This window comes from Escherichia sp. HH091_1A, assembly GCF_030295175.1.
GTDB classification, from domain to species: Bacteria; Pseudomonadota; Gammaproteobacteria; order Enterobacterales; family Enterobacteriaceae; genus Escherichia; species Escherichia coli_F.
This window is the reverse complement of the sequence record NZ_AP025747.1, coordinates 4,153,391-4,174,622: the sequence shown is the minus strand read 5'-3', so window position 1 is coordinate 4,174,622 and position 21,232 is coordinate 4,153,391. Positions and strand designations below refer to the sequence as shown.

18 protein-coding genes are annotated in these 21,232 nt (G+C 50.6%); 7 read left to right on the top strand and 11 right to left on the bottom strand.

The features are described 5' to 3' along the window. Positions 1–13 precede the first annotated feature (13 nt). The 6 genes from rpnA to greB all read right to left on the bottom strand — a co-directional run bounded on the left by rpnA (position 14) and on the right by greB (position 7,240). Complete coding sequence (rpnA, locus tag QUF14_RS21015) at positions 14–892, bottom strand: recombination-promoting nuclease RpnA (protein WP_000039089.1); 879 nt, start codon at positions 890–892, stop codon at positions 14–16. A gap of 201 nt (positions 893–1,093) precedes the next feature. After that, entirely contained in the window at positions 1,094–1,330 is a 237-nt protein-coding gene (gene feoC, locus QUF14_RS21010; RefSeq protein ID WP_000157586.1) for a [Fe-S]-dependent transcriptional repressor FeoC, read from the bottom strand. 10 nt (positions 1,331–1,340) lie between these two features. Next, a complete protein-coding gene (feoB, locus tag QUF14_RS21005; protein WP_000737014.1) occupies positions 1,341–3,662 on the bottom strand; it encodes a Fe(2+) transporter permease subunit FeoB in 2,322 nt (773 codons plus the stop codon). A gap of 16 nt (positions 3,663–3,678) precedes the next feature. Further along, complete coding sequence (gene feoA / locus QUF14_RS21000; RefSeq protein ID WP_001200455.1) at positions 3,679–3,906, bottom strand: ferrous iron transporter A; 228 nt, start codon at positions 3,904–3,906, stop codon at positions 3,679–3,681. 439 nt (positions 3,907–4,345) lie between these two features. Next, positions 4,346–6,667, bottom strand: a complete 2,322-nt coding sequence (locus tag QUF14_RS20995) for a Tex family protein (RefSeq protein WP_000980750.1) — start codon at positions 6,665–6,667, stop codon at positions 4,346–4,348. A 96-nt stretch (positions 6,668–6,763) separates the two neighbouring features. Next, positions 6,764–7,240, bottom strand: coding sequence for a transcription elongation factor GreB (greB, locus tag QUF14_RS20990; RefSeq protein WP_000856744.1), 477 nt, complete (start codon positions 7,238–7,240; stop codon positions 6,764–6,766). A gap of 227 nt (positions 7,241–7,467) precedes the next feature. Between greB and ompR the strand changes: the two genes are divergently transcribed. The 5 genes from ompR (at position 7,468) to QUF14_RS20965 (ending at position 12,174) form a co-directional block, all read left to right on the top strand. Beyond that, on the top strand, positions 7,468–8,187 hold the full coding sequence (gene ompR, locus QUF14_RS20985; protein ID WP_001157751.1) for an osmolarity response regulator transcription factor OmpR: 720 nt from the start codon (positions 7,468–7,470) through the stop codon (positions 8,185–8,187). Next, positions 8,184–9,536, top strand: coding sequence for a two-component system sensor histidine kinase EnvZ (gene envZ, locus QUF14_RS20980; protein ID WP_001253705.1), 1,353 nt, complete (start codon positions 8,184–8,186; stop codon positions 9,534–9,536). Before ompR ends, envZ begins: the two co-directional genes overlap by 4 nt. 163 nt (positions 9,537–9,699) lie before the next feature. Then, on the top strand, positions 9,700–10,983 hold the full coding sequence (locus QUF14_RS20975; protein WP_001177604.1) for an SMI1/KNR4 family protein: 1,284 nt from the start codon (positions 9,700–9,702) through the stop codon (positions 10,981–10,983). 37 nt (positions 10,984–11,020) lie between these two features. After that, positions 11,021–11,551: a hypothetical protein gene (locus tag QUF14_RS20970; RefSeq protein WP_000617564.1), complete on the top strand. Its 531-nt coding sequence runs from the start codon at positions 11,021–11,023 to the stop codon at positions 11,549–11,551. Then, on the top strand, positions 11,548–12,174 hold the full coding sequence (locus QUF14_RS20965; protein ID WP_001087953.1) for a hypothetical protein: 627 nt from the start codon (positions 11,548–11,550) through the stop codon (positions 12,172–12,174). The genes QUF14_RS20970 and QUF14_RS20965 overlap by 4 nt, the downstream gene beginning before the upstream one ends. 52 nt (positions 12,175–12,226) lie before the next feature. Here QUF14_RS20965 and pckA read toward each other — a convergent pair whose 3' ends face one another. Continuing rightward, positions 12,227–13,849 carry a phosphoenolpyruvate carboxykinase (ATP) gene (pckA, locus tag QUF14_RS20960; protein ID WP_001298201.1) on the bottom strand — a complete coding sequence of 541 codons (1,623 nt, stop codon included), beginning with the start codon at positions 13,847–13,849 and terminating at the stop codon, positions 12,227–12,229. A gap of 378 nt (positions 13,850–14,227) precedes the next feature. Here pckA and QUF14_RS20955 point away from each other — a divergent pair, with 378 nt between their 5' ends. Next, the gene (locus QUF14_RS20955) at positions 14,228–15,952 is read left to right on the top strand and encodes a DUF4153 domain-containing protein (RefSeq protein ID WP_000370869.1); all 1,725 of its coding nucleotides are present in this window, start codon (positions 14,228–14,230) and stop codon (positions 15,950–15,952) included. 134 nt (positions 15,953–16,086) lie between these two features. On the opposite strand, the gene hslO is transcribed toward QUF14_RS20955, so the two are convergent. From hslO to igaA, 4 genes are all read right to left on the bottom strand, one after another. Then, entirely contained in the window at positions 16,087–16,965 is an 879-nt protein-coding gene (gene hslO / locus QUF14_RS20950) for an Hsp33 family molecular chaperone HslO (RefSeq protein ID WP_024211926.1), read from the bottom strand. Positions 16,966–16,989: 24 nt separating this feature from the next. Continuing rightward, positions 16,990–17,391 (bottom strand): ribosome-associated heat shock protein Hsp15, encoded by a 402-nt coding sequence (gene hslR / locus QUF14_RS20945; RefSeq protein WP_000660487.1) that lies wholly within the window; start codon positions 17,389–17,391, stop codon positions 16,990–16,992. Positions 17,392–17,401: 10 nt separating this feature from the next. Beyond that, on the bottom strand, positions 17,402–18,070 hold the full coding sequence (gene yrfG / locus QUF14_RS20940; protein WP_024211927.1) for a GMP/IMP nucleotidase: 669 nt from the start codon (positions 18,068–18,070) through the stop codon (positions 17,402–17,404). 64 nt (positions 18,071–18,134) lie between these two features. Continuing rightward, positions 18,135–20,270, bottom strand: a complete 2,136-nt coding sequence (igaA, locus tag QUF14_RS20935) for an intracellular growth attenuator protein IgaA (protein ID WP_000104562.1) — start codon at positions 20,268–20,270, stop codon at positions 18,135–18,137. Positions 20,271–20,589: 319 nt separating this feature from the next. Here igaA and nudE point away from each other — a divergent pair, with 319 nt between their 5' ends. Beyond that, positions 20,590–21,150 (top strand): ADP compounds hydrolase NudE, encoded by a 561-nt coding sequence (gene nudE, locus QUF14_RS20930; protein ID WP_000045742.1) that lies wholly within the window; start codon positions 20,590–20,592, stop codon positions 21,148–21,150. The last annotated feature ends 82 nt before the right edge of the window (positions 21,151–21,232 follow it).

Below are 21,232 nucleotides of genomic sequence, written 5' to 3'. Positions count from 1 at the left end.
GCGAGACAGAACTTTACTGGCTCGCCGCAGCCAACTCCTCTTCTGACACCCCGGTAAAACGCATGATGTCCGCAAGAGGGACTCCGGATTCAAGCATTATTTTGGCTATATGCAAGGCTTTGGATTGTTCCCCTTCTTGCCGCAATCTTTCCGCAATAGTCATTAAACTCTCCTTGTGTTTCGGTGAACGTTCGGCCACACCATCGATAAAATCATTAAAACGTACTGCATCGCCAGTTTGCAGTATGTAATTAAACAGCCCTTTGATTTGTCTGTCATTAGCGTATCCACTACTTAATAAGCAGGCCATTTGCTCTACCAGCCCCATCAGGTCGCGTTGACGTATATGTTTTTGGATTAACTCCAGCAGCGCCATACGTCGGTGCTGCATGATTTCATCATCAGGCATGACAGTGACATCAATCAGCGGGAATGCAGAGGCATAAAGCTGTCTGGCCAGTTTGGGATCGGCGAAACAATCCAGCCAACACAGTGAATAGGGATATGGGCTTTCAATGCCGTGGTAAAACAACAATGGCACCACCATCGGCAACGTTTTGTATCCGGCATCCAGGTGATTTTGCATTGCGGCAATGGCGTAACGCATCATGCGAAATGCGATCAGTTTGTTTGAGGTGCTTTGATGTTCAATCAGACAATAGATATATCCCGGTCCTTGTTCCGTTTTCACCGACCACAGCACGTCGGAATAGCTTTCACGCAGATCGTCATCAATAAAGCTGCTCGACTCCAGCTTGAGGGTTTTCATATCACAGAGCGCGTGAATAGGTGCCGGTAAATGGAACGCAAGAAAATCGCGCGCCGTCTCCGGTTGGCGTAAAAAGAGTTTGAACAGCGCATCGTGTGGGGTGGAACTCTGCTTTTTGCTCATGGCGTTCCTTCACCTGTTGTTTGAATGCCGCGACTCTACGCGCCACTCCACACCTGTGCATTAGCGAGTTTTCATCCCTGCGAGACGCTTTCAGAGGAACTTACGTTGTACTGCAAGAGTTGCATTTTTATGGAAAGCCGCACGCAAAAAAGCCCGGTTGCAAACGCATACCGGGCTTTCAAAACAGGTAGTAAAACAAGGTTAACGTAACGCCCACCACTCACGCAGACAGGCTTTGCCTTCCGGGCAGCTTTTACAACTGCCAGAGAGGCAGCCGTCAGGTTCTTCCTGAATCCGCACGGCTTTGCCCATACTTTCCAGCTGTTGCAGCATGGCGTTAATCATTGGCTGCGGGGTGTTCAGTGTCTGGCTTATCTGGGCCGCTTCCATACGGCCCCGTAATGCCAGCAAATCACGCACCTGAATGAGCGAAGCCATTGCTGTATCCTTAGTGGCAATCGCCAGTGGTGCTGGCTGCACAGCAACTGCTTACCGATTTGCGTGTTGCCAGCAGTTCGATATCGACCCGGCTACGTGCGCGACGCAGCAAACCGATGACCACGATGTTAAACAGGATAACCGCCAGAATGCATACCAGACTGTAAGTTGGATGCTGGCTGTAGCTGGCGACCTGGTAGAACAATGTTGCCAACGAGTAAGCGATATTTAGCCCCCACAGGATGGAGAAGCCCATCCAGCCACGGCTTGATTCACGGGCGATGGCCCCCATCACCGAGATACACGGTACATACAGCAGAACGAAAATCAGGTAGCTGTAAGCAGCTGCTGCGCTTCCAAATTTCTGATCCATCACGCCCATCGCTCCGGTACCCATTTCACCGTCGCCTTTGCTCGCTTCAATGGGGTTCATCAGTACGCTAAGACTGAAGGTGTCTTTCAGACTCTGCCAGGTTTCATCTACCGCGCTGAATAGCTCTTCACCGAGGTTAAATTCCGCCGGATTGAACTCTTCGTCCTGAATATTTTCTGCGGTGTAGAGGGTGTTGAGCGTACCCACCACCACTTCTTTCGCCATTGCGCCCGTGAACAGGCCAACCGTTGCCTGCCAGTTATCTTCATGTACACCAATCGGCTTGAAAACTGGGGTGATCACCCGGCTGACAGAAGCCAGTGCCGAGTCGTTGATGTTATCGACGATTTTCCCGCTCAGAGAGAAGCTGTTGAAAGCGCTCAGGAAAATGCTGACGATGATAATCACTTTACCAGCACGCAGAACGAAGCCTTTCAGACGCTGCCAGGTCTGGATAATCAGGCTTTTAACGTGTGGTACATGGTAGACCGGTAGCTCCATGACAAACGGCGTCGCTTCACCGCGCATGATGGTGTACTTGAGCATCAGGCCAGTCAGCACCGCCATCACAATACCGAGCATATACAGCGAGAAGACCGCCAGCGCACCGTTCTGCCCGAAGAAGGCAGCCGCGAATACGGCGAAGATAGCCAGACGCGCGCCGCAGGACATAAACGGTGCCATCATGATGGTCATCAGACGTTCACGCGGTGCATCAAGCGTACGTGCGCCCATTACCGACGGTACGTTACAACCGAAACCAACGATCAGCGGTACAAAGGATTTCCCGGGCAAGCCCAGCGCCTGCATCAGACGGTCCATCACAAACGCCGCACGCGCCATATAGCCGGAGTCCTCGAGGAAGGAGAGGAACAGGTACATCATGCCGATCTGTGGCACCAGTGGCAGAACGGTGTTAATACCGCCACCCAAGCCCTGGGCGAGGAAGATAGTCAGCCAGTCCGGGAAGTGGAGCGTGTAGCCAATCCACTGAATACCATGCACAAATAGCGCCACGGAGCCGACGTCAAACAGCGGCTGTAACGCCCCGCCGATGTTGATAGCCAGCAGGAACATCAGGTACATCACAAAGAGGAAAATCGGCAGACCGAGGAAACGGTTGAGCACGATTTTATCTACCGCAGTGGTGAAACGGCTGGGTTCTGCCGTCAGGGTGTTGCTTACCACATCACAGATGGCAGCAATGCACTGGTAACGCGCATCGGCAATGTGCAGCGCCGGATCGTCCATCTCATTACGCAGACGGGCGAGGGCGGCATCAAGATGCTGCGACGCTTCACCGGCGTAGGCGCGGCTGTAGATATCGCCTTCCAGCATTTGCAGGCCCAGCCAGCGACGTTGTTTGAGCGGGATGTCGGAAGGCATCACTTTTGCCAGTGAATCTGCTTCGTTGAGCAGCGGCTGTGCGTAATGCACCAGTTCCACATTCTCGTTAGCTTTATAGCGATCAATCGCCAGCTTGAGCGCTTCAATACCGCGACCACGAGTTGAAACCAGCGGGATCACCGGGCAGCCAAGACGCGCCGACAGAGCATCAATTTCAATGCGAATATTTTGCTTCTCGGCAATGTCGAGCATGTTCAGCGCCACGATGCAGGGAATGCCGAGTTCCAGCAGTTGTAGCGTCAGGTACAGGTTACGCTCAAGGTTAGACGCATCCACCACGTTAATCAGCAGGTCAGCGTCGCCACTCAAAATGTAGTGACAGGCGATTTGCTCATCGAGCGAGGTCTGCGATGAGATGGTGGTCAGAGAATAGGTGCCGGGGAGGTCCACCAGCGTGACCTGATGATCGGTGGTGGAGAATTGCCCTTCTTTACGTTCGACGGTAACGCCAGCCCAGTTACCTACACGCTGACGTGCGCCAGTGAGCTGGTTAAATAAGGTTGTCTTGCCAGAATTTGGATTACCAATTAAGCCAATGGTTAATTTTTTCATTGTTGTTATCACCGTATTAACAGGAAACCGCTTCCACTTCTAATAAGGCCAGATCTTTTTTGCGTAATACCAGGCTCACACGACGGGTTTCGATATGAATGGGGTCGCCAAGTGGAGCGACGCGCACCACATTAAAAGAGGAGCCAGGTAACATGCCAAGAGAAAGCAGTTTTTGGCGATATGCCGGGCTGATTTCACGGGAAAAGCCAGTGATTTTCCACGCAGTATCTGGAGTGTATTGCATAGGTGCCTACTTGTTTCTCATTAACTGGATAACTACCTCATGGGGCGTTTGACAGCGACATGAGACCAGATGATTTGCCAACGAAGGAGAGATTAAATAATCAACAACACAATGATAATGAGAATGGTTTCTATCAGCAATACTTAAAATGTGTGCGAATGTTGGTTTAGATAATAATCTGCGTGAATGTTGATGTGGCTCAAGGTTATATCGCAGCGAAAATATAATTCGAATGGCGAATTATCAGGGCGGGTTAATGTTTAATTAAGGTTTCATTTGTTAATGAAGTGATAAATATTGACGAAATATAGTGTGAGTTTCGTTGTGGAATAAAAATGCCGGAGATATTCTCCGGCATTTTTATGTCAGGCATGGCGTTCGTTGCCAGATGCGGCGTGAACGCCTTATCTGGCAGGTTTACGTTTGTCTATCAGGGCGTTTAACGTTTTTTGCCCATTGCTGCCGCCAGCGCATCCATCATTGCGCTATTACCGGCAGGCTGCGCTTCACGCCCGCGCGGTTTGGCTGCCGGGCGGTTGTTTTGCGGGCGTTCATTACCGCCCCCGCGACGGGCGTTGGTTTCGCCAGGCTGCTCGTCCAGACGCATAGTCAGGGCGATACGTTTACGCTGAAGATCCACTTCCAGCACTTTCACCTTCACAATGTCGCCCGCTTTCACCACGGTATGCGGATCTTCCACAAACTTGTTCGACAATGAAGAGATGTGAACCAGGCCGTCCTGATGTACGCCAATATCAACAAAAGCACCAAAATTGGTGACGTTGGTCACCGCACCTTCGAGGATCATACCCGGTTGCAGGTCGTTCATTGTCTCGACGCCATCGGCAAACTGGGCGGTTTTAAATTCCGGACGCGGATCGCGACCCGGTTTTTCCAGCTCTTTGATGATGTCAGTTACCGTCGGCACACCGAATTTCTCATCAGTAAAGTCAGACGCTTTCAGGTTACGCAGTTCGCTGCTGTTACCCATCAGATCTTTCAGTGCCTGCTGTGTTGCTGCCAGAATGCGTTCCACCACCGGATAGGCTTCCGGGTGAACAGTAGAGGCGTCCAGCGGGTTGTCACCGTGGTTAATGCGCAAGAAGCCTGCGCACTGCTCGAAGGCTTTTGGCCCCAGGCGGCTCACTTTTAACAGTTGCTGGCGGTTCTGGAACTGGCCGTTCTCATCGCGCCAGGCCACAATGTTTTGCGCCATCATGCGCGTCAGGCCCGCCACTCGGGTTAACAGCGGAACGGAAGCGGTGTTGAGATCGACGCCAACGGCGTTTACGCAGTCTTCTACTACTGCATCCAGTTTGCGGGCCAGCTGCGTCTGGCTGACGTCATGCTGATACTGACCTACGCCGATAGATTTCGGATCGATTTTCACCAGCTCCGCCAGCGGATCCTGCAAACGACGGGCGATAGACACCGCGCCACGCAGCGAAACATCGAGATCCGGGAACTCCTGCGCCGCCAGTTCGGAAGCCGAGTAAACCGACGCGCCTGCTTCGCTGACGATCACTTTCTGTGCGGTCACTTTCGGAAACTGCTTCTGAACGTCGAGATAGAAACGCTCAGTTTCGCGGGAAGCCGTACCGTTACCGATTGCCACCAGTTCAACGTTATGTTTTTCACACAAGGCAGCAACGGTCATCGCTGCTTTTGCGGCTTGTCCGGTGTGCGGGTAAATGGTGTCGGTCGCCACCAGTTTACCCGTCGCATCGACTACCGCCACTTTTACCCCAGTACGCAGACCCGGATCGAGGCCCATCGTTGCACGCAGTCCGGCAGGGGCCGCCATCAGAAGATCGTGCAGGTTACGGGCAAAGACGTTGATTGCTTCATCTTCCGCGCGTTCACGCACTGTGCCCATTAGTTCGGTTTCCAGATGCATCAGCACCTTGATGCGCCACGTCCAGCTCACCACGCCTTTGCGCCAGCTATCCGCCGGGGCATTGTTCAGGCGCAGGCCAAGGTGATCCATGATGATTTGCTCGCAATAGCTCTCTTTTGGCGGCTCATCGAACTGCGGATCGGCATTCAGCGAAAGTTGGAGTACGCCTTCGTTACGCCCACGGAACATCGCCAGCGCGCGGTGAGAAGGCACCGTTGACAGCGGTTCGTGATGATCGAAATAGTCGCGGAATTTCGCCCCTTCCTCTTCTTTACCGTTCACCACCGTAGAAACCAAATGCGCGTTCTTCCACAGATAATCACGCACTTTCGCCAGCAGCGCGGCATCTTCGGCAAACCGTTCCATCAGGATATAGCGCGCGCCGTCCAGCGCGGCTTTGGTATCTGCTACGCCTTTATCGGCATCAACATATTGTGCAGCGGCGACTTCTGGCGTGTGTGACGGATCGTTCCACAGCAGGTCGGCCAGTGGCTCAAGTCCTGCTTCAATAGCAATTTGCCCGCGGGTGCGGCGTTTAGGTTTGTAGGGCAGGTAGAGGTCTTCGAGTTCGGTTTTGCTTAAGGTGGCGTTAATAGCATTCGCCAGCTCGTCGGTCAGTTTGCCTTGCTCGGAAATGGACTTGAGGATTGCCTGACGTCTCTCTTCCAGCTCGCGCAAATAGCTCAGACGCGTTTCCAGATTACGCAGCTGCGTGTCATCCAGACCGCCGGTGATTTCCTTACGATAACGTGCGATAAACGGCACGGTATTCCCTTCGTCAAGCAGGCGAACGGCAGCGTCAACCTGTTCCGGGCGCGCCTGAATTTCACCCGCAATAATGCGGCAGAACGAATCATTCATCATGGTTTGAGTTCATCTTTTCGGATCAAAAATCAGGGGATAGTTATACGGACTGGCTGGCAAAAATGCCAGCCATCGGCAGGAGGTTAAGACTCTTCCTTACGGTTTCACGTACTCGATAGCATTAACATACCAGCTCGCTTCCCCGGCAGGGGTATTGACCACTGCCAGATCGCCCACTTCTTTTTTCAGCAATGCGCGGGCCATTGGGGAATCGATAGAGATGTAATCTTTACGGCCAAAAATTTCATCGTAGCCGACAATACGAAAACGGTGAGTCACGCCATCGTCGTTTTCAATCTCCACCCATGCGCCAAAAAAGACTTTGCCTTCCTGTTGCGGGGAGTAATCGACGATTTTGAGATTTTCCATGCATTTAGTGAGATAGCGCACGCGACGGTCGATTTCACGCAGGCGCTTTTTATTATACTGATAGTCAGCATTTTCGCTGCGGTCGCCCAGACTTGCGGCCCAGGTCACTTTCTTTGTGACCTCCGGGCGTTCTTCACGCCAGAGATAATTTAGCTCTTGTTTGAGTTTTTCATACCCTTCCCGGGTAACCAGGGGCGTTTTCATCTCGTTGATTCCCTTTGTCTGTTTGATAATGCGCACATTGGGTATAACGTGATCATATCAACAGAATCAATAATGTTTCGCCGAATAAATTGTATACTTAAGCTGCTGTTTAATATGCTTTGTAACAATTTAGGCTGAAATTCATACCAGATTTAGCTGGTGACGAACGTAAGCTTTTTTAAGAATACACGCTTACAAATTGTTGCGAACCTTTGGGAGTACAAAGAATGCAAGAGAACTACAAGATTCTGGTGGTCGATGACGACATGCGCCTGCGTGCGCTGCTGGAACGTTATCTCACCGAACAAGGCTTCCAGGTTCGAAGCGTCGCTAATGCAGAACAGATGGATCGCCTGCTGACTCGTGAATCTTTCCATCTTATGGTACTGGATTTGATGTTACCTGGTGAAGATGGCTTGTCGATTTGCCGACGTCTTCGTAGCCAGAGCAACCCGATGCCGATCATTATGGTGACGGCGAAAGGGGAAGAAGTGGATCGTATCGTTGGCCTGGAGATTGGCGCTGACGACTACATTCCAAAACCGTTTAACCCGCGTGAACTGCTGGCCCGTATCCGTGCGGTGCTGCGTCGTCAGGCGAACGAACTGCCGGGTGCGCCGTCACAGGAAGAGGCGGTAATTGCTTTCGGTAAGTTCAAACTCAACCTCGGGACGCGTGAAATGTTCCGCGAAGATGAGCCAATGCCGCTCACCAGCGGTGAGTTTGCGGTACTGAAGGCGCTGGTTAGCCATCCACGTGAGCCGCTCTCCCGCGATAAGCTGATGAACCTTGCCCGTGGCCGTGAATATTCCGCAATGGAACGTTCCATCGACGTGCAGATCTCGCGTCTGCGCCGCATGGTGGAAGAAGATCCGGCGCATCCGCGTTACATTCAGACCGTTTGGGGTCTGGGCTACGTTTTCGTGCCGGACGGTTCTAAAGCATGAGGCGATTGCGCTTCTCGCCACGAAGTTCATTTGCCCGTACGTTATTGCTCATCGTCACCTTGCTGTTCGTCAGCCTGGTGACGACTTATCTGGTGGTGCTGAACTTCGCGATTTTGCCGAGCCTCCAGCAGTTTAATAAAGTCCTGGCATACGAAGTGCGTATGTTGATGACCGACAAACTGCAACTGGAGGACGGCACGCAGTTGGTTGTGCCTCCCGCTTTCCGTCGGGAGATCTACCGTGAGCTGGGGATCTCTCTCTATTCCAACGAAGCTGCCGAAGAGGCAGGGCTGCGTTGGGCGCAACACTATGAATTCTTAAGCCATCAGATGGCGCAACAACTGGGCGGCCCGACGGAAGTACGCGTTGAGGTCAACAAAAGCTCGCCTGTCGTCTGGCTGAAAACCTGGCTGTCGCCCAATATCTGGGTACGCGTGCCACTGACCGAAATTCATCAGGGCGATTTCTCCCCGCTGTTCCGCTATACGTTGGCGATTATGCTATTGGCGATAGGTGGGGCGTGGCTATTTATTCGTATCCAGAACCGACCGTTGGTCGATCTCGAACACGCTGCCTTGCAGGTGGGTAAGGGGATTATTCCGCCGCCGCTGCGTGAGTATGGCGCTTCGGAGGTGCGTTCCGTTACCCGCGCCTTTAACCATATGGCGGCTGGTGTTAAGCAACTGGCGGATGACCGCACGTTGCTGATGGCAGGGGTAAGCCACGACTTGCGCACGCCGCTGACACGTATTCGTCTGGCGACCGAGATGATGAGCGAGCAGGATGGCTACCTGGCAGAATCGATCAATAAAGATATCGAAGAGTGCAATGCCATCATTGAACAGTTTATCGACTACCTGCGCACCGGGCAGGAGATGCCGATGGAAATGGCGGATCTCAACGCAGTGCTCGGTGAGGTGATTGCTGCCGAAAGTGGCTATGAGCGGGAAATTGAAACCGCGCTTTACCCCGGCAGCATTGAAGTGAAAATGCACCCGCTGTCGATCAAACGTGCAGTGGCGAATATGGTGGTGAACGCTGCTCGTTACGGCAACGGCTGGATTAAAGTCAGCAGCGGCACGGAGCCGAATCGCGCCTGGTTCCAGGTAGAAGACGACGGTCCGGGAATTGCGCCGGAACAGCGTAAGCACTTGTTCCAGCCGTTTGTCCGCGGCGACAGTGCGCGCACCATTAGCGGCACGGGATTAGGCCTGGCAATTGTGCAGCGTATCGTGGATAACCATAACGGCATGCTGGAGCTTGGCACCAGCGAACGGGGTGGGCTTTCCATTCGCGCCTGGCTGCCAATGCCGGTAACGCGGGCGCAGGGCACGACAAAAGAAGGGTAAATAAAACGGGAGGAGAAGGAGCCTCCTGTTTTATTTTGTGCACTCAGTATCTACTGAATGAATACGGTTTCAGACATCGGCACCATACGAAGTAAAGTGTACTGTAAGCTGATTGCAGGCTAGCGTATCCTGATTAGTAAAGGCACACTAAAGGAATAGCTTGATGCAACTTACCAACGAAGAACAAGCACAGATTGCTCGTATAAAAGAAAAAATCCCACGCATTGCCGCACTGGATCCTGAATGTAAGTTATTCGGTTCTGAAGGTTGGAAATATCAATGGCCGAAGCCTGCCAGCGAGGCGGAAATAGCTTCCTGGGAGAAAAAACATAGCGTCACTTTGCCACGGGAATATCGAATTTTTCTTCGCTATATCGCTAATGGCGGTCCGGCACATGCCTACGGTCTTGAATCTTTAGGCGGTACAGATATTTATGGCGATATAACAAAAGAAAGCCCTGTACCGCTTTATATGACGCAGCAGGATGTTGATGTGTTGAATGCTGGCCGTACAGAAGATGATGAAGAATATAGTTTTTTTGACGGCGCATTGACCATTCTCACCCTGGGATGTACTTATGATATTTGCCTGGTGGTGACGGGGCAGTATCGCGGAAGGTTAATGCTGACTGATGGTGATGAAGATTATCCGTTTGATTTTATATATGATAAAAATTTCCTCAACTGGTATGAACGCTGGCTGGACGATTTTATTGCTGGCATGAGTATGAAGGGTTTCGATAGAAGTTTGCCAGGAACGCAAATTCAACTGCGTGAGTGGTTTTTAACTGAGAAAATCCCGGATTTACGTAGATCCATTTTATTCTCGCTATGCCGTTTTCCACAGATAGAACCCGAAACTTTTGCCCTTTGGGAACATGTTTGCCGCACAGAGAATGATAAAGAATTGTGTGAAGAGGCATTCACAAGATTACGCCAAAAAAAAGGTTCTTGTGCTGCAGATATTTTTCGACTCTATTTTACAATGCCAGGTGAATTACGTGATATTGCTATTAAAGATCTCCGTTTTGCCTGTAGAGATAGTGTGGTGAATATTGAGGATTATATTCATTCACTGTTAATAATAATGCCTGAACTTGACGATGACACTCTATCCTCAGCTGTCTTTGCTATACGAGAAACAGAGTATAATAAATATGATACTTTTCTGCCGCTTCTCGAACGTATCACTGATGACCGTCAGCAAACATTATTGTGGGCGATGAGTAAGGCGCCTGATTTCAATGAAAGCCGAGGATTCGTTGAGTTGGTATTACCGCTTTTTGCATCATCAAAGATGGAGAATGTAAGGAAGGCTATTTTGTTGCTCATTGAAGTTAAAGATAATCGTATTCCACCATTGGTTGATGAAGCTGCAACTCGTTTCCCTGAACTGACCATTTTACGAGAAAACTACTATCTCAGGACGTGGGGACATAAGCCATAAATTAATGGTTCAGAAATGATCTAACGCGGAGAAAAATATGATCAGGGAACATATTCAGCAAGCGATAAATAATAGGTTAGCATTTGATGGCCCATTCAATGTTGTTCCTGAACCTGCAAGCACTGCGTTTGATGGCCGGATCCCGACATTGAAAAACGGTGTCTGGCAGAAGGCCAGCCCTATGTTGCAGGCGCGTTTTGCACATTGTGGACGTTGGTTAAGCGCTACACATGGAAGCTGGCTAAGTATAAGTGACATGGAAACGCTTTGGCAGGAACACATAGAAGATACGTTTCTTGATGAAATCAAAATGAATGCTGTAGCTTCAAGTGATAATTGGGATAACCATGCCTTGGGACTATTTCGTTCTCATCGCCTGTCACTTTTTGCCGGTAGTGATTACAGTTATGAAATGGTTTTTCTCCTTTGGCTAGATAGTACCGTTGAGCCAGAGGTCTGGGTTTATGACTGCAATGGGGAATCACGTTATAAAGATCTTAATGATTACCTGAATGCATATATTAATGATGACGTAAGCGCCTGTGAGCGCTCCTGGCGAGTAGAATGAATAGCCCCCCTTGCCCCTTTGATCCACAAACCGCACATTACCTCGGTACAGTGCAAATCCACTACAGCCCAACCACCTTCAACGCTGCCGTTAAGCATTATACCTGTTACATTAAAAAGCGTTTTAAAGGGTTTAAATGGGGAATTGGAACCGCTGGCTTATTGGCTATATTGCCCATGATCCCACAATGGTTGAAACCTTCTCATGACTTTAAACTCAACGCAATCAGTACGTTAATTCTTCTATTAATGTTGCCACTCCTCTTATCAATGTTCCTGTTAATCAGCAGAAGAATTAACGATTTTAAGTCAAAAACAAAGCAAGTTACTTTTACGAAACCCGTGCGTTATGCGTTTTATTTCGAGGGGATTGTTTTTTATGAATCTCATCAGCAGGGCATACTTCGCTGGGAAGATTTGTATAGCATTGACTATGAAGAAGATTATTTGTGGCTTTTTCTGCATTTACCGAAGAGTTTTCCCAGAGAAGCGACGAAAGCGTTTTGCGATATTTTCATTCCCGCCAGCGCGATAAAAGCGCAGCCTGAACTGGATACGTTTTTTCGTGAAACACGCCACTCGCTGGATTATCTGTTTGTCCCGTTTAATTCTGACAGAAAATAAAAAATCCCCCGTATCTGGTGAAACGGGGGATTTCGTCGCTTAACTTATCGGATTACAGTTTTGGACCAGCCGCTACCAGCGCGGCACCCGCAGGGGTGTCGGTGTATTTATCGAAGTTGTCGATAAACAGTTTCGCCAGCGTTTCAGCTTTTTCCTGCCACTGTTCCGGAGAAGCGTAGGTGTTACGCGGATCGAGGATTTTAGTGTCTACGCCCGGCAGTTCAGTCGGGATCGCCAGGTTAAACATCGGCAGAGTGAAGGTTTCTGCGTTATCCAGCGAACCGTTGAGGATAGCGTCGATAATGGCGCGGGTATCTTTAATGGAGATACGTTTGCCAGTACCGTTCCAGCCAGTGTTAACCAGATATGCCTGCGCACCCGCCGCTTGCATACGTTTCACCAGCACTTCTGCGTACTGAGTTGGGTGCAGCGACAGGAACGCCGCGCCGAAGCAAGCGGAGAAGGTTGGCGTCGGTTCGGTGATGCCACGTTCAGTACCGGCCAGTTTGGCGGTGAAGCCAGAGAGGAAGTGGTACTGAGTTTGATCGGCAGTCAGGCGAGAAACCGGCGGCAGCACACCAAAGGCGTCTGCGGTCAGGAAGATAACTTTAGTTGCGTGGCCCGCTTTGGAAACCGGTTTAACGATGTTATCGATGTGATAGATCGGATAAGAAACGCGGGTGTTCTCGGTTTTTGAACCATCGTCAAAATCGATAGTGCCATCTTCACGTACGGTGACGTTTTCCAGCAGCGCATCGCGACGGATAGCGTTGTAGATTTCAGGTTCCGCTTCTTTCGACAGCTTGATGGTTTTCGCGTAGCAGCCGCCTTCGAAGTTAAACACGCCGTCGTCATCCCAGCCATGCTCGTCATCGCCAATCAGGCGACGTTTCGGGTCGGTGGAAAGGGTGGTTTTACCGGTGCCGGAAAGACCAAAGAACACCGCAACATCGCCTTTCTCGCCAACGTTGGCGGAGCAGTGCATAGAAGCGATACCTTTCAGCGGCAGCAGGTAGTTCATCATTGAGAACATCCCTTTCTTCATTTCGCCGCCGTACCAGGTGCCACCAATCAGCTGCATGCGCTCGGTCAGGTTAAACGCCACGAAGTTTTCGGAGTTCAGACCCTGTTCTTTCCACTGCGGGTTAGTGCACTTCGCACCGTTCATAACGATAAAGTCTGGTTTGAAACCTGCCAGCTCTTCATCGCTCGGGCGAATAAACATGTTTTTGACAAAATGCGCCTGCCAGGCCACTTCGGTGATGAAACGGACGGAAAGACGAGTATCCGGGTTCGCACCACAGAAAGCGTCGACAACGAACAGACGTTTGCCGGAAAGCTGTTTGGTCACCAGGCCTTTAAGATGCTGCCAGGTTTCCGGAGAGAGAGGTTTGTTGTCGTTCTTACCTTTGCCTTTATCAGCCCACCAGAAGGTATCGCGAGTGGTATCGTCACGGACGATATACTTATCTTTTGGTGAACGACCGGTGAAGATCCCGGTATCGACGGCAACGGCACCCAGATTAGTTAACACCCCGCGCTCATAACCTGTCAGGCTCGGATCGAGCTCTTCCTGATACAGCAGGTCGTAGCTTGGGTTGTAAACGATATCATGTACGTCACTGATACCATAAGCCTCGAGTTCTTGCGGGGTCAAACCATTGTTAACGCGCATTTCACTGCTCCTTAGCCAATATGTATTGCCTGAATAGTAAAGTCTTTTTGGGGGTGTTAACCGCGACAAGGCTCATAGATTTACGTATCTGGAGAAATTCATATTTGACAAAAAACTCCGTGATTCCTGTCACGAAACGGTTGCTATTATCGCAGAAATAGCATTTTAGGTGTGGAAAATGTTCTTAAAAGGTTAAATCTTGGTTTATATGGCGGGAATATTGTGAGTGGAATCGCATTCCTGAATGAAATTGATGCAAATTCAATCAGTAAAGTATCGATTCACCACGCTAACTTTTTTTGATTATTTTCTGAAAAAAGCAAAATAGTACTGCCTGGATGCGATAATTAATCCACCTTTTGATTCTGGATAACTAACATGGATAACGTTGAACTTTCACCCGCAACACGCTGGGGGATGATTGCTACCGGATTACTTCAGGGTCTAGTTTGCTACCTACTGATCGCCTGGCTTTCCGGAAAAAATCACAGTTGGATTGTTTATGGCGTGCCTGCGACCGTCGCGTTTTCATCCGTTTTACTCTTCTCCGTGATCTCCTTTAAACAGAAGCGCCTTTGGGGATGGCTGGCGCTGGTGTTTATTGCCACGCTGGGAATGAGCGGCTGGCTGAAGTGGCAAACTGATGGCATGAACCCCTGGATAGCTGAAAAGGCGCTTTGGGATTTTGGTTGCTATCTGCTGCTGATGGCAATGTTGTTGCTACCGTGGATACAACAAAGCCTTCGCATCCGCAATGACAGTAGCCGCTATCGCTATTTTTACCAGTCAGTATGGCATAACGTACTTATATTACTGGTGATTTTTCTCGCCAATGGCCTGACGTGGCTGGTACTTTTACTGTGGGGCGAGTTGTTTAAACTTGTTGGCATCACGTTTTTCAAAACGCTCTTTTTTGCAACCGACTGGTTTATTTATCTCACGTTAGGTCTGGTTACCGCACTGGCGGTGATCCTCGCGCGTACACAGTCACGTTTAATCGACTCTATTCAAAAGTTGTTCACGTTAATCGCCACGGGGTTGCTGCCGTTAGTATCATTGCTAACCCTGATGTTTATCATCACCCTGCCGTTTACGGGCCTGAGCGCGATTTCTCGCCACATCTCCGCCGCCGGGTTGCTGTTGACGCTGGCCTTTTTGCAATTGATTTTAATGGCTATTGTCCGCGATCCGCAAAAAGCGTCACTTCCCTGGACGGGGCCGTTGCGTTGCCTGATTAAAACCGCTCTGCTGGCTGCTCCGCTGTATGTGTTCGTCGCCGCCTGGGCGTTATGGCTGCGGGTCGCTCAGTACGGCTGGACTGTCGACCGCTTGCAGGGCACGCTGGCGGTGCTGGTGTTACTGGTATGGTCGCTGGGGTATTTTGTCAGTATCGTCTGGCGTAAAGGGCAAACCCCTCTTGTTCTTCAGGGCAAAGTGAACCTTGCGGTTTCGTTATTGGTGTTGGTAATACTGGTGCTTCTTAATTCGCCGGTGCTGGATAGTATGCGCATTAGTGTGAACAGTCATATGGCACGTTATCAGAGCGGCAAGAACACGCCAGATCAGGTAAGTCTCTACATGCTCGAACAGAACGGTCGCTATGGACGTGCGGCGCTTGAGTCGCTGAAAAGCGATGCCGAGTATATGAAAGACCCGAAACGCGCACGGGATCTGCTGATGACGTTAGATGGAGAGCAACATCTTCAGGAACAGGTATCGGAAAAAGTATTAGCCGAAAATGTGTTAATTGCCCCAGGCTCTGGCAAACCGGATACGGCATTCTGGTCGGCCTTAATCCAGGATCGCTATAACGTGATGACCTGTATTGAAAAAGACGCCTGCGTACTGGTCGAGCAAGATCTGAATAGTGATGGTCAGGCGGAGCGGATCCTGTTTGCTTTTAATGATGACAGAGTCATTGTCTATGGCTTTGACTCAGATAGAAAAGAATGGGACGCGCTTGATATGAGTTTACTTCCGAACGAAATAACGAAAGAAAAATTACTCACAGCTGCGAAGGATGGAAAGCTGGGGACGAGGCCGAAAGCGTGGCGCGATCTGACGGTAGATGGTGAAACGCTAGAAATAAACTTAAGCAAATGACAATGCTTTTATCGGATACGACGCTTTATCTTACCAACAATAACTTGCGAATTATTGCGTAGGCCTGGTAAGCGCAGCGCATCAGGCCATTACGTCGTAAAATCCGGCAGAGCACTCTCTGCCGGACATACTCATTAATGAACTTGCGGATCTGCCGGAGACGCGTTGTTGCGGATTTCAGCAATATCCATCGCATTGAACAGATAGTGGTTACCGCAGTAATCACAATGCATGTCAATTTCGCCTTCTTCCGCCAGAATGCTATCCACTTCTTCATCCGGCAGCGTTTTTAGCGCGTCGGCGCAACGTTCACGCGAACAGGTGCATTTGAACTCCACATCCTGCGGATCGTAAACCGTCACCTCTTCTTCGTGATACAAACGCCACAACACTTCGTTTGCTGGTAAGGTCAGCAGTTCTTCGGTTTTGATGGTTTCGGTTAGCGTTGCCAGGTGGTCAAAGTCGTCCTGCTGGGCATTTTGCGCAGGCATTACCTGCAACAACATACCGCCTGCAGCCGGTTTGCCGTCTACGTCGCCGGTGCGAATAAACAGGCGCGTCGGCAGCTGTTCAGAACGCATAAAGTAATCTTCCAGGCAGGCCGCCAGGGTATCACCTTCCAGACCAACCACGCCCTGATAGCGTTCGCCTTCGCTCGGAGTAATGGTGATCACTACGTAACCATTGCCGACCAGCGTTTTCAGGTCGGCATTTTCTGGAATTTCGCCCTGCACGCGCGCCACACCGCGCATCTGCTGGTTGTTGTTACCATTAATAACCGCCAGATTCATCGGTCCGTCGCCTTGCAGTTGTACGGTGATATCACCATCAAACTTCAGCGTAGCGGTTAACAGGCTGGTCGCAACCAGCAGTTCTGCCAGCACGTTTTTAACGGGCTGCGGATAATCGTGATTCTCAAGGATCTGTTGCAGGGTTTCCGAAACGGTTACCAGTTCGCCGCGTACGGCAAAGTTTTCAAACAGATAGCGATGTAATTGGTCATGTTGCGGCATAATCATCTCTCTTGCAGGTGACAGTTATTCACTGTCGCCGTGTTTAAATCGTAACAGGTCGCGGCGCTCTTTTTTGTCCGGGCGTCGGTCCGGGTGCGGCATGGTTAAGGCATTAAGTTTACGTGCCAGCGCCATTTTTTCGCGTTTCTCTACACTTTCTGCAGTCTCTTCATACAGCAAGACTGCCTCGCTGGCGGGGCGACGCTGTTCAGTAATCGCCTTTACAATCACCGTTCGTTCGTCATTTCCCTGGCGCAGAGTGAGCGTGGCATTCAGCTCGACGATTTTGCTTGGCTTGCTGCGCTGCCCGTTGTAGTGCACCTTACCGCCTTCGATCATTTCGCGGGCCAGCGCGCGGGTTTTATAAAAACGGGCGGCCCATAGCCATTTATCCAGTCGAACCTCAACAGCAGGTTTTTCTTTCATGGCGTCTCCTTCACATTAGCGAGGGGATCAGGCGGCGGTAGTCATTCAGTGACGGATGGTGCTGATACTGTTTCTCGGCAATCCCGGAGTCAGGATTAGTCACGCCGAGGCAGTAACGAATACCAAATTGTGCGGCAGCATCGAGAATCACTTCGCTGTCATCAATAAACAGCGTTCTTTCAGCTTTCAGACCCGTAGCTTCGGCCACCGCATGCCATAACCGCTGATCCTCTTTCGGATAACCAAATGTGTGGGTGGAAAGTAATAAATCAAGGTGTGCGTCCAGACCGGTATGCTCAAGTTTTACCGCCAGGTTATGCGGATGAGCATTGGTGAGCAAAATTCGTTGCTTACCACTGGCTTTCAGTGCCTCAAGAAACGGAATGGTATCTTCACGCAGTACGGCACGCGGTCCCATCTCGGTGGTCATCGCACAGATATCCAGACCCAGTTGCTCACTCCAGTAATCAAGACAGTACCAGTTTAGCGTATGCTGCACGTCGTGATATTGCTGGCGCATATAGTCCATCGCTTCCTGTGGTGTGACCCCGTTTTTCGCCCCCCATGTTTCAGGCACCAGCTTTTGCCAGAAATAGTTATCGAAGGCGAGGTCGAGCAACGTGCCGTCCATATCCAGCAGAACGGTATCTACGTCCTGCCAGGCAATGTTGATATGCATGAGGGAAATCTCCAGAGTGAAGCAATTTGCGCGACAGGGTAGCATAACCTGCCGCGCAAACGTGTTATTCAATAAGGCTTTCTGAAGGGGTGATCAGTTGCGGATTCAGGCAGCTTTCATAATAGGCCTGAATCTCCATCATGCGAGTGCGATGACGCTGGTAACGACGCCATGCCTGTACGCCATTATAGATAGTGCTGCCCAGCATCGTCAGTAGCAGCAGTGTGGTGCTGAGATAGCGCCACAGGCCGGAACGATCCGGGATCGGATGAAGGCCTATATGCTGCGTACCATTGGCGTCGGTGAAGATTTTTGTGACGATGCCTTCGGCGTTAAACGGCGTATGCATTAACATTTGCGCCAGTTTCTGGAAAGCGTTCCACTGTTCTTGCGGCGGGTAGTCGTAAAGTGATGTTGAAGGCCAGGGTTGATCAACAAAATCGCTGCCTTCGTCGCTGACAATCAGGAATCCGCCGGGGGCCGGACTGTTAAGTGACTGTGCCGCTCGCGCTGTTTCATGCGTGATGAACGGCGCGGTGGAGGTCGCCACCAGGTTATCCAGCGATTCCGCACTCACTGGGCGTAATAACACATTCACGCCATCGAGTTTCCCGGCGTTAGCGCGTTTAACCAGCGCGTCCCAGTCTTTACTGTTGCCGAGATTGACCAGCGCATTTTTCAGTCGCACACAGTCATCTTTGGCAGAACAAAGATCCGCTGTCTTCAGTACGATATCGCCAAAATCATCAAGCAATACCATGCCGGATTTTTGAATTGCTGAACGTAATGAGGCGCTGACGCGAGATTCATCTTCCGGTTTAGGGTGCAGCTGGCGATTAACTGCTTCGGTCAATGCCGTCGCTTTGTTGACCAGTTCAGATTCTGGTAATGGTAATGAACGGGCGTCATTCCAGATGATCTGCGAGCAGTCAAACGGTAAAAAAGGTGAATTGGTTTTCGCGCTCCAGGTACCGGAAGTGCGAATATTACACATTCCCGTACCGCTAATACGCAATGTATCGCCAACCCGCACGCCAGCGTCAGCCAGTTGTTTCACGCTGGTGGCTTCAATGGTCTGCGCGCCTTTCATCCACGAGAGGGTGAATTTCAGCGGCATATCCAGCGGGATCCAGAATAACAGCATAAACAGCACCAGTAGCGAGCCCGCAGCGATAATCGTACTGCGCAGCCAGTGCTGTAACGGAAAGTTTTTTACTTCATCATGCAGCGAAAGATATCGCCCCTGACGCACTACGTGGCGGTCGAGATAGATATCGATATCGGTTTGTTGGCCGAGATCCTGAGCAATGTAGGGCTGCCAGTGTGCGGGATAGACCAGGTCGATAATACCGAGTGAAATATTGTTGATCTGTTCCTGATCGTTTTCGCCAAACAATCCCCAACGACGGGGTGTACCGCGCAGACAATGAATTTCCCGCAGGGAGGATTTTGCCGGGGGCGCGAATAGCCCCCACAGTCCTGCGCCCAGCAGCAGTAACGCGCCGCCTGCCAGCCACGGAACAAATACATCCGGGGTAATCAGGCAGAAAAAGAACATCAGGAAGGAGGCGACAATCAGCAACGCTTCGCGCAGCCCGCGCGGACGACTTAGCGCATACTCTTCGTGCGTTTCTTTGCGAATATTGAGTAGCTCGATTTGCTCACTCTCTTCCCCGCGAATAGACGCCTGTGTTGACGGAACAGGTTGCAAGGCATAGCCGCGAGTTTCCTGCATGTACTCCTGCAGCGTATGACCGTTTAGTGAAATAACCAGCGGCAGCGAATCGGTATGAATCAGTTCAACGCTATTCTCATCGTTGATGTACTGCTCCCAGAAAGGGGGCAGGTGGACTTCTACCGAATCGAGGTAGTAACGCCATTTATTCGGATCGTCGGTAGAGATGCCGTAACGCGTGATAGCGTGTGTCAGCATCATGACGTTGTTGCTTTCGGCATTCAGCGCCAGAGAGACCGGTGCCGCGCTGGCTCCCGTTGGGCCAGGCACCTGTAATACCTGCGTCAGGCTCTCAAGATAATTTTCAACGGCGCTACGTTCTTCAGGTGTGAGTTTACGCGTTTGCGCATCCGCGAAGGCGTTGGTCCAAGGCAGCTGACGCCGTCTGGATCGCACTTTTATCAGCCATCCCGCAAGTAGTGAGCAGGCCAGCAAAGCAGCTAAAAAAATCACAATGGTGCTCATGCTTTCCCCATCTTACTTAGTCTGTCAGGCGTGGTCAGTCGCACCGGACACAATACATGATTCTGCGGTTGGCTATCGGCAAGCGTGGAGTTTAACTTGAGCATCATTAAGCACATCACAGTAACCGCTGATCATAGCAAACCCTCTGAAGGCGGAATATCAGCAAATTCCTGGAGTTATTTCAACCTATTGACTTTTAATTTGATTTGAGGATGATTATTTAATAAGTTACATAAATGTAAATAACATGCAATTCACATTGCCGAAAGCGTGTCCGATATCGCACAATAACCGCTGATTTCACAGCATAGATCCCACGATGAGCAAATCATTACAAAAACCCACCATTCTGAATGTTGAAACTGTAGCCCGTTCACGACTGTTTACCGTCGAAAGCGTGGATCTGGAGTTCAGCAATGGCGTGCGGCGTGTTTATGAACGAATGCGTCCAACCAACCGGGAAGCGGTGATGATTGTGCCGATTGTGGACGATCACCTGATCCTGATCCGCGAATACGCAGTGGGAACGGAATCCTACGAATTAGGTTTTTCGAAAGGATTAATTGATCCGGGTGAAAGCGTCTACGAAGCCGCTAACCGCGAGCTAAAAGAAGAGGTTGGATTTGGTGCGAACGATCTGACTTTTTTGAAGAAGCTCAGCATGGCACCGTCTTACTTTTCCAGCAAAATGAATATCGTGGTAGCGCAAGATCTCTACCCGGAATCGCTGGAAGGCGATGAGCCAGAGCCGCTACCACAGGTGCGCTGGCCGCTGGCGCATATGATGGATTTGCTGGAAGATCCTGACTTCAACGAAGCACGTAATGTCAGCGCACTGTTCCTCGTGCGCGAGTGGTTGAAGGAGCAGGGGCGAGTGTAAATGCGTGAAGTTTGCCTGATGCACAATGCTTATCAGGCCTGCGAGACTCCTGCAATATATTGATTTTTCTCGATATTTTCAG

Excerpts from the sequence above, each read along its gene's own strand:
- rpnA (WP_000039089.1), bottom strand. The coding sequence starts at position 892 with ATGAGCAAAAAGCAGAGTTCCACCCCACACGATGCGCTGTTCAAACTC.
- feoC (WP_000157586.1), bottom strand. The coding sequence starts at position 1,330 with ATGGCTTCGCTCATTCAGGTGCGTGATTTGCTGGCATTACGGGGCCGT.
- feoB (WP_000737014.1), bottom strand. The coding sequence starts at position 3,662 with ATGAAAAAATTAACCATTGGCTTAATTGGTAATCCAAATTCTGGCAAG.
- feoA (WP_001200455.1), bottom strand. The coding sequence starts at position 3,906 with ATGCAATACACTCCAGATACTGCGTGGAAAATCACTGGCTTTTCCCGT.
- QUF14_RS20995 (WP_000980750.1), bottom strand. The coding sequence starts at position 6,667 with ATGATGAATGATTCGTTCTGCCGCATTATTGCGGGTGAAATTCAGGCG.
- greB (WP_000856744.1), bottom strand. The coding sequence starts at position 7,240 with ATGAAAACGCCCCTGGTTACCCGGGAAGGGTATGAAAAACTCAAACAA.
- ompR (WP_001157751.1), top strand. The coding sequence starts at position 7,468 with ATGCAAGAGAACTACAAGATTCTGGTGGTCGATGACGACATGCGCCTG.
- envZ (WP_001253705.1), top strand. The coding sequence starts at position 8,184 with ATGAGGCGATTGCGCTTCTCGCCACGAAGTTCATTTGCCCGTACGTTA.
- QUF14_RS20975 (WP_001177604.1), top strand. The coding sequence starts at position 9,700 with ATGCAACTTACCAACGAAGAACAAGCACAGATTGCTCGTATAAAAGAA.
- QUF14_RS20970 (WP_000617564.1), top strand. The coding sequence starts at position 11,021 with ATGATCAGGGAACATATTCAGCAAGCGATAAATAATAGGTTAGCATTT.
- QUF14_RS20965 (WP_001087953.1), top strand. The coding sequence starts at position 11,548 with ATGAATAGCCCCCCTTGCCCCTTTGATCCACAAACCGCACATTACCTC.
- pckA (WP_001298201.1), bottom strand. The coding sequence starts at position 13,849 with ATGCGCGTTAACAATGGTTTGACCCCGCAAGAACTCGAGGCTTATGGT.
- QUF14_RS20955 (WP_000370869.1), top strand. The coding sequence starts at position 14,228 with ATGGATAACGTTGAACTTTCACCCGCAACACGCTGGGGGATGATTGCT.
- hslO (WP_024211926.1), bottom strand. The coding sequence starts at position 16,965 with ATGCCGCAACATGACCAATTACATCGCTATCTGTTTGAAAACTTTGCC.
- hslR (WP_000660487.1), bottom strand. The coding sequence starts at position 17,391 with ATGAAAGAAAAACCTGCTGTTGAGGTTCGACTGGATAAATGGCTATGG.
- yrfG (WP_024211927.1), bottom strand. The coding sequence starts at position 18,070 with ATGCATATCAACATTGCCTGGCAGGACGTAGATACCGTTCTGCTGGAT.
- igaA (WP_000104562.1), bottom strand. The coding sequence starts at position 20,270 with ATGAGCACCATTGTGATTTTTTTAGCTGCTTTGCTGGCCTGCTCACTA.
- nudE (WP_000045742.1), top strand. The coding sequence starts at position 20,590 with ATGAGCAAATCATTACAAAAACCCACCATTCTGAATGTTGAAACTGTA.